At 59.8% G+C, this 8,068-nt stretch carries 8 protein-coding genes; 6 read left to right on the forward strand and 2 right to left on the reverse strand.

Features of this window, described 5'->3' with window-relative positions; translation table 11 throughout:
• Positions 1–140: 140 nt before the first annotated feature.
• The gene (locus HMPREF3153_RS07415) at positions 141–467 is read right to left on the reverse strand and encodes an ArsR/SmtB family transcription factor (RefSeq protein ID WP_070420472.1); all 327 of its coding nucleotides are present in this window, start codon (positions 465–467) and stop codon (positions 141–143) included.
• 102 nt (positions 468–569) lie between these two features.
• Here HMPREF3153_RS07415 and arsB point away from each other — a divergent pair, with 102 nt between their 5' ends.
• The 3 genes from arsB to ndk are packed head-to-tail and all read left to right on the forward strand — an operon-like array spanning position 570 to position 2,424.
• Positions 570–1,631: an ACR3 family arsenite efflux transporter gene (gene arsB, locus HMPREF3153_RS07420; protein ID WP_070420475.1), complete on the forward strand. Its 1,062-nt coding sequence runs from the start codon at positions 570–572 to the stop codon at positions 1,629–1,631.
• Positions 1,632–1,653: 22 nt separating this feature from the next.
• Positions 1,654–1,965 (forward strand): hypothetical protein, encoded by a 312-nt coding sequence (locus tag HMPREF3153_RS07425; RefSeq protein WP_046646203.1) that lies wholly within the window; start codon positions 1,654–1,656, stop codon positions 1,963–1,965.
• Between the two features lie 48 nt (positions 1,966–2,013).
• Positions 2,014–2,424, forward strand: a complete 411-nt coding sequence (ndk, locus tag HMPREF3153_RS07430) for a nucleoside-diphosphate kinase (protein ID WP_070420473.1) — start codon at positions 2,014–2,016, stop codon at positions 2,422–2,424.
• 239 nt (positions 2,425–2,663) lie between these two features.
• Here ndk and HMPREF3153_RS07435 read toward each other — a convergent pair whose 3' ends face one another.
• Positions 2,664–3,494, reverse strand: coding sequence for a hypothetical protein (locus HMPREF3153_RS07435; protein WP_052953189.1), 831 nt, complete (start codon positions 3,492–3,494; stop codon positions 2,664–2,666).
• Between the two features lie 213 nt (positions 3,495–3,707).
• Between HMPREF3153_RS07435 and HMPREF3153_RS07440 the strand changes: the two genes are divergently transcribed.
• From HMPREF3153_RS07440 to rpmA, 3 genes are all read left to right on the forward strand, one after another.
• Entirely contained in the window at positions 3,708–7,121 is a 3,414-nt protein-coding gene (locus HMPREF3153_RS07440) for a translation initiation factor IF-2 N-terminal domain-containing protein (RefSeq protein ID WP_070420474.1), read from the forward strand.
• Positions 7,122–7,350: 229 nt separating this feature from the next.
• Positions 7,351–7,656, forward strand: coding sequence for a 50S ribosomal protein L21 (rplU, locus tag HMPREF3153_RS07445; protein ID WP_005531748.1), 306 nt, complete (start codon positions 7,351–7,353; stop codon positions 7,654–7,656).
• Between the two features lie 41 nt (positions 7,657–7,697).
• Positions 7,698–7,976 (forward strand): 50S ribosomal protein L27, encoded by a 279-nt coding sequence (rpmA, locus tag HMPREF3153_RS07450; RefSeq protein ID WP_005531747.1) that lies wholly within the window; start codon positions 7,698–7,700, stop codon positions 7,974–7,976.
• Positions 7,977–8,068 lie beyond the last annotated feature (92 nt).

Consider the following 8,068-nt stretch of genomic DNA (forward strand, 5'->3'; position numbering starts at 1 on the left):
AAATTAAGCACACCTAACGTAGGTAAACCTAACCTTAGTGTGAGGTGGGGGTGGCGCAAAGGGGTACCTTTACGGAAATTGCATAAGTTCCATTTGGTGGAGGGGGCTGTGGGTGCCGCTGTTTGTGCCGGCTGGAGCGACTAACCTAGGTCGAGCACTGCCCGCAGCTCTGCAAAGGCTGCGGGCACAACTGTATGGGTGACGGTGCGGCCGGTGCGTTCTTTCGTGAGCAGTCCGGCCTCGGTGAGTTTCTTTAGGTGATGGGATACGGTGGGCTGGCTGAGCCCGCTAGATTTGGTGAGGTCATTGACACTGACTGGTCCGCAGCCTTCCGTGGCCAGCTGGGAAAGCAGGCTTAGGCGGGCGGGGTCGCCCAATATTTTGAATAGCTGGGCGTACTTCTGCGCTTCTTCGGCAGTTAGCGGATTCGCGCCCAGTGCGCAGCATTCTTGGTTGGGGGAGGGCATGCACCCATTATATATTGACGACTGTCGATAGAACGGCTTACCTTTCATATCGATAGGAATCGATATGAAAGGTAAGCTGTGACCACTCAAGCCGCGGAGAAAATGTCCGTGAAACTGTCAATTCTTGACCGCTTCCTGCCGTTGTGGATCTTGCTCGCGATGGGGTTCGGTCTTCTGTTAGGCAATGCCGCGCCGGGGCTTTCCGACGCCCTCGATAGCGTCAAGGTAGGCAGCATCTCCATTCCCATCGCGTTTGGCCTCCTCGTCATGATGTACCCGCCGCTGGCCAAGGTTCGCTATGACAAGGCTGCTGAAATCGCGGCCGACAAGCGCTTGATGACGGTCTCGCTCATTCTCAACTGGCTGGTGGGCCCGCTGGTGATGTTCACCCTGGCGTGGCTGTTCCTGCCTAACGACGCCGAGCTGCGCACCGGCCTCGTCATCGTCGGCCTTGCCCGCTGTATCGCCATGGTCTTGGTGTGGACTGATCTGTCCTGTGCCGACCGCGAAGCCACCGCAGTGCTGGTGGCCATCAACTCCGTGTTCCAGGTTTTCATGTTTGGTGTCATGGGCTGGTTTTATCTCCACATTCTTCCTTCCTGGCTGGGCCTTGAAACCACCTCCGCCGAGTTCAGCTTTTGGGCGATTGTGACCTCAGTTCTGTTATTTCTCGGTATCCCCCTGCTGGCAGGCGTGCTCAGCCGCATCCTGGGGGAGAAGTTCAAGGGGCGTCAGTGGTACAACGACGTCTTCATCTCACGCATCTCGCCGCTGGCTCTCATCGGCTTGCTCTACACCATCGTCCTGCTCTTTGCCCTGCAAGGAAAGCAGATCTCCTCTGAACCATGGTCCGTGGTGAAGGTGGCAATTCCACTCTTCCTCTACTTCGTGGTGATGTTTAGCGTGGCGCTGGTGACGGCCAAGCTAAGCGGCATGAACTACGCGCAGGCGGCTGCCGTGTCCTTCACTGCCGCCGGCAACAACTTCGAGCTGGCCATCGCCGTCTGCATTGGCACTTTTGGCGCGGCTTCCGGCCAAGCCCTCGCTGGTACGGTGGGTCCCTTGGTAGAGGTCCCCGTCCTCGTGGCCTTGGTCTACGTGATGCTGTGGATTGGTCCCAAGTTCTTTGCTGGCGACGCCACGCTCCCGCAGCACCGCGGCTAGTCTCGCCGTAAACTGAGCAACCATGCGCTATCTCTACTTCGCATTGGCGGCCTTGGGCTGCATCGCTGCCCTCATCTTGCGTGCCATGACCGGCCAGCCGTGGGCGCCCCTCGTGGCCCTCGTTGCTGCAGCCGTGTTCCTCGTTCTGGGGCTTATGCAATCGGCTAAGCCAGCCGCTGCGGTCTCTGTGGAAGACCTTGACGAATCCCAGCGTGAGGAGCTTCGCCGCCTGCTTGACAACGGTCAGTTTGGCACGGCGGTCAAGCAAGTTCAGCTGTGGTTTAAAGGGGTGGGATACGAGCACGCCGAGGAAATCGTGCGACAGCTCACTTAAACCCCCTAGCGCAAGACGATGCGCCATTGCTTTAGTACTATGTCACCCATGACTGAACGTACACTCATTCTCATCAAGCCGGACGGCGTTAAGAACGGCCACATCGGCGAGATCATTGCCCGCATCGAGCGCAAGGGCCTCAAGCTGGTTGCTATGGATCTGCGCGTTGCAGACGAGGCTACCGCTAAGAAGCACTACGCAGAGCACGAGGGCAAGCCATTCTTCGGCGAGCTCGTTGACTTCATCACCTCCGCACCGCTCGTTGCCGGCGTTGTCGAGGGCGAGCGCGCCATCGAGGCGTGGCGTCAGCTGGCCGGCGGCACCGACCCAGTTTCCAAGGCCACCCCGGGGACCATCCGCGGTGACTTCGCTCTGACCGTTGGCGAGAACGTCGTCCACGGTTCCGACTCCCCAGAGTCCGCAGAGCGCGAGATCTCCATCTGGTTCCCGAACCTGTAAAGCATCTAGCTTTTAGCCCGCACTCGCTTGGCGAGTGCGGGCTTTACTCGTGCTTGGCGCCCCTTCTCCTTCGCTTTCTCTTTCGCTGATGCCGTATTTGCACCGCGTTGGCGCAATTTGCCAAATATGCCGCCAAAACCACCCCATTTCAGCGCACTATTTGGCAAAATGCGCGGCCCAAGCCTTAGCGGCCCCAGTAGCCGCAGACTCCGCAGTCGCCAACCAGCTCCTAGCCTCGGCTAACGCCTCCGCGCCTCATACATGCTCCGCACACCCAACTCGGTCAGCGTGACATCCCACGTGCGAGTGTTATCGGAATGGCGCACACCGCGCAGCTTCACCACGCCGACCTTTTCCAGCTCGCGTAGGCGCTCTTCCAATGCTGGCGTGACACCCAACAGTTTGGTGAGGCGTGCCGCGGTCACCATGTTTCCCTCCACCGCACCTGCGGCCACAAGACACGAAATGATGTCTGCATGCTTTGTCACTGCATCGAGCGTGGTGACAGTGATTCCCTCAAGCGAAGTGGACTCCAAAGTCTTGCGGATCCTCCTGCGCCCCACGCGGTAGGGGCCATTCAGACTTGCCCACGCGCCTAGGGAGAAGGCCGGGACCAAGTAGATTGCCTTCACGACGCTCAAAAGGATAGGGGAGACGGTCACATCTGGGAGGAGCCCGAGATCGTCCATGCCCCACAGGACGGGTGGCAGTGCAATGGGAAGAAACGGCCCGATGTACGCAAGCGAAGAGTAGTCGCCCGACTTGAATTCTTCGGGCGCGGCCTGAATGAGCTTCGGCTTTTTGCGAACAACGTTTATGCCCGCGGCAACCGTCAAGACGATGCAAATACCTACCAACACATACTGGCCGGGGTAATGCGGAAGATCGGAACTTGAGAGCGCAAAGGCCAGCGACAGGGGAACGCTCGTGATGAACAAATCTTTGATTGATGGTTCATTAAGCGCTCGTGCCTGCGCCACTGTGTGCGGTGTGTCCACAGGTTTGGCGACTTCCGCAGTGGCGTCTGCGCCTTCCTCGGGCCCCTCAGTGCGCTCATCAATTTCCGCCATGGGCAACAGGATAGATCACAAGAGCGTTCGGCAAAGCACAGACGAGAGCAAAGTTGTGCCAGAATGGACGGAAGAAAACTAAATAACGCACCATACATTCCGGTTCCCTCGTGCGGCGGCGGTAACGAGTAGACGTTTGAAACAACAGTTACAGAAATCTTGTTGCCTGCGCCCGGGGATTGTGCCGCTGATTTGTCAGGAGAACGTCACCGCATGGCGACTAAAAAGACTGAAACCAAGAAGAACGAAAACACAAAAACTACAACTGAAAACCCGCTCTCCGCGGCGGCAGCATTTGCCCAAAAAGTTGACAGGGCCAGCTTCGCCGCGAAGACCCGCCTCCACGAGGTAGCCAAACAAATCGGTTTGAGCTCCAAAGAGCTCGCTGCCGAGTACGCAGAGCTCGGAGTTAAGAAGGCCGCTCAGTCCTCGCTGACCCCAGAAGAGATTGGCCAAGTCTTCGACGCCATCATCGCCAAGGCCGCTCTGGCCAAGGACACTGACGCTGCTGCAGAAGCACCAGCCAAGAAGACCACGAAGCGCGCGGTCAAGAAATCCACCAAGAAGGCTGCTCAGGAGCAGACGGAAGACCCCACTGCTGACGAGAAGCTGCGCAACCGCGTTCGCAAGAATGTCGAGAACGAGATCTCCCAGATTGAGGAGAAAGTCGAGGCAGAGCTTGTCGACGCCGCCGAAGAGCAGCGTGAGGAGTACCAGAACCGTGAGACGTACCAGGGCCGTGAGGTTCAGCAGGACACGGGCACTGTCGACGTCGAGAAGCTGCATGAAGCCCTCGTAGAGGCCGGTGATGACTTCGACGAGGACGACTACGCCCCAGTCATCACCCCGATGCCGGACGACGAGCCGGAAGTCTACGATTTCGCGCCGATCTTCATGGCGCCGAAGCTTGAGAAGCCAGCGCCGCGTGCGCAGCGCGAAGACAGTCGCGACGACCGCGAGGACCGCGAAGACGACGACTCTCACAAGGAAGAATCCCGCGGTGGCGGACGCCGTCGTGGCAGCCGTGGTACCTCCCGTGGTCGCGGCGGCAGTGATTCACGCCAAGACGCCCGCACCAACACCGATGAGCCAGAGCTCATCGAAGAGCCAAAGGCAATCAAGGGCTCTACCCGCATTGAGGCGCAGCGTCGCCGTCGCGCAGAGCTGCGCGAGAAGGGCCGCGTGCGTCAGCACATCGTCTCCCAGGCAGAGTTCCTCGCACGTCGCGAGTCTGTTGAGCGCACTATGGTCGTCCGCGACAAGGAGCGCACCGACGGCGCCGGCATCATCACCCAGGTTGGCGTCCTCGAGGATGACCTCCTCGTCGAGCACTTCGTCACCACCGAGGCGCAAGCTTCGCTCATTGGCAACATCTACCTGGGCCGCGTACAAAACGTCCTGCCTTCCATGGAGGCTGCCTTCATCGACATCGGACAGGGACGCAACGGCGTCCTCTACGCCGGTGAGGTGGACTGGCGTGCCGCGGGCCTTGGCGGACGCGGACGCAAGATCGAAAACGCACTCAAGTCCGGTGACCAAGTCCTGGTTCAGGTGGCTAAGGATCCAATCGGCCACAAGGGCGCACGTCTGACCACCCAGATTTCCCTGGCAGGCCGTTACCTGGTCTACGTTCCAGGTGGCCGCAGCGCAGGTATCTCCCGCAAGCTGCCTGTCCCTGAGCGCAAGCGCCTCAAGGGCATCCTCGAGCGCGTTATCCCGGGTGACGGCGGCGCCATCATCCGTACCGCTGCGGAGAACGTGTCAGAGGAAGCAATCGCAACTGACGTGAACCGTCTCCACAACTTGTGGGAGGACATCACCAAGCGCGCCGATCATGAGAAGTCCACCAAGGGCGCCAAGCCGGTCACCCTTTACGAAGAGCCGGACCTGCTGGTCAAGGTCGTCCGTGACCTCTTCAACGAGGACTTCACCAAGCTCATCGTTGATGGTCGCCGTTCCTACAACACCGTCAGCGCCTACGTTGATTCCATGGCCCACGACTTGGCCGACCGCGTGGAGAAGTACGACGCCCGCGAGCACGGTGGCGAGGACGCCTTCGTGACCTACCGTATCGACGAGCAGCTGCACAAGGCGCTCAGCCGTAAGGTGTGGCTGCCGTCTGGCGGCACGCTTGTCATCGACCGCACTGAGGCGATGACCGTCATCGACGTCAACACCGGCAAGTTCACCGGTTCCGGCGGCAACCTCGAAGAGACTGTCACCCGCAACAACCTGGAGGCAGCCGAGGAAATTGTGCGCCAGATGCGCCTGCGTGACTTGGGCGGCATGATCGTCGTCGACTTCATCGACATGGTCCTGCCTGAAAACCAGGAGCTGGTCCTGCGCCGCCTCAAGGAGGCTCTTGGCCGTGACCGCACGCGCCACCAGGTCTCGGAGGTCACTTCCTTGGGCCTGGTACAGATGACCCGTAAGCGCCTGGGCACTGGCCTCATCGAGACCTTTTCCACTGAGTGCGAGGCGTGCCACGGACGCGGAATCATCATCCACGAGTACCCAGTGGATGAAGAGCAGGAAAATGACGCCCACGAACACAAGGGTCGTCGTCCGCGTCGCGAGCGCCGCAAGCCAGAACACGATCCCCAGCAGCACCCAGCTGCCGTGGCCATGCACCGCCACGAGGAAGCCGAGGAAGCCCGCGCGGCAGCTTCGAACGACGCTGAGTCTCATGAGGAACAGAAGACCTCCATCGAGGATCTCGTCGCCGGCATTATTGTCAACGATGACAAAGACGAAAAGCGCGAGCACAACGATTCTCAGGAGAACAACCGCAAGCAGCGCCGCGGCCGCCGCTCCCGCCGTTCTAACCGCCAAGAGGGCCACACATACAAGGAGCAACAGGACTCCGCGGATGATATCGCCCGCATCGGCTATGCAGCTGCCGATAATGCAGCTGAGCTTGACGACGTCGCCGAGTTCAACTCCTACGTCGCCGACGAGGAAGCTCAGGTAGAAGCGCAGGTTGAAAATCAAGAAAAGGAGCAGCGTGAAGGCGAGGGCGAAAAGCGCTCTCGCGGCCGTGGCCGCCGTCGCAGCGCCCGTACCAACGCGTCCCAGAAGTCTGAGCCGCAGAAGTCCGAGCCGCAGAAGTCCAAGCCGCGGAAGTCTGAGCAGACCTACGAGGAAGCCGTAGCTGAGTTCGAGGCCTCCCCGCGTCGTAAGCGTCGCACCCGTGGCAACTCGCGTTCGGATCACCGCCCGCAGCCGCAGGACTTTCTATCGCCGGCTGAGCACCACTCCGAGGAAGCGAAGCCGGAGCAGAGGGCAGAGGATAAACCAAAGGCGGCAGCTAGGCGTGCGCGCGGTCGCCGCAGGGCAGTTCGCCACACCACAGTTAAGGCTCCACAGGCTGCAGCCGAGCAGGTGAAAACAGAGGAAACGCCGACAGAGGAAACTAAGGTAATCCGCCGTGGTCGCAAGCGTGCTGTGCGTAAGGTCGTCGCCCGGAAGACACCCCAGAATGGGGCAGGGGAGACGTCGGAAAGCGCAGCTCAGCCCAAGGAAAAGGCAAAGGTCGCCAAGAAAGCAGACAAGAAGCCAGAGGCGGCCGAAACCCCGAAGGTGGGAACACGCGGGCGACGCCGCGTAGCACGGCGCAGCGCAAAGTAGGTCAACGCCACGCGGGGCAGAAAATACGCGGTTTGTATTTTCTGCCCGTGGCGGGGTAGTCTTTGACAGTCGCTGTTTAGACCACGAATGCGCCTCGGCGGGTCGGGTCGCGGATTTCACGCGGGCTCCTGCAGGTGAGCGCCAGGTATAAACGCAATAAGTAATTGTCCATTCAGAAGTGGCTCACCCTGCTGCTTCTGAGCCGAGTTTAGATAAGGGGTAACCCTCTATGTACGCGATCGTCAAGACCGGCGGAAAGCAGTACAAGGTTGCTGAAGGTGACCTCGTCAAGGTCGAGAAGATCGAGGGTGAGCCGGGTGCGTCCGTAGCTCTCACCCCGGTTCTGCTCGTCGATGGCGCCACCGTTAAGGCAAAGGCTGCTGACCTCGAGAAGGTCTCCGTCTCCGCTGAGATCGTCGAGCAGGGCAAGGGCCCGAAGATCGACATCTTGAAGTACAAGAACAAGACTGGTTACAAGAAGCGTCAGGGCCACCGTCAGCCGCTGACCGTTCTGAAGATCACCGGTATCAAGTAAGCCTTAACCGGCTATTACATCCCTGAAGGAGGGAAAACCACATGGCACACAAGAAGGGTGCTTCCAGCTCCAGCAACGGTCGCGATTCCGAGTCCAAGCGTCTCGGTGTCAAGCGCTTCGGTGGTCAGCAGGTTAAGGCCGGCGAGATCATCGTGCGTCAGCGCGGCACCAAGTTCCACCCAGGTGAGAACGTTGGTCGCGGTGGCGACGATACCCTGTTCGCACTCGAGGCAGGCGCTGTTGAGTTCGCTATCAAGCGCAACCGCCGCATCGTGAACATCGTTCCGGCTGAGCAGGCTGCAGTTGAGGCTTCTGCCTAAATAAATAACGCCAAGAAGGTCTGATTCCGATTGAGGGGTCAGGCCTTCTTTTCGTTTTCTTGGTCCCAGGTGATCGAAGACCACATCGACTT

The sequence above is a fragment of the Corynebacterium sp. HMSC06C06 genome (assembly GCF_001807295.1).
Taxonomy (GTDB): Bacteria; Actinomycetota; Actinomycetes; order Mycobacteriales; family Mycobacteriaceae; genus Corynebacterium; species Corynebacterium striatum.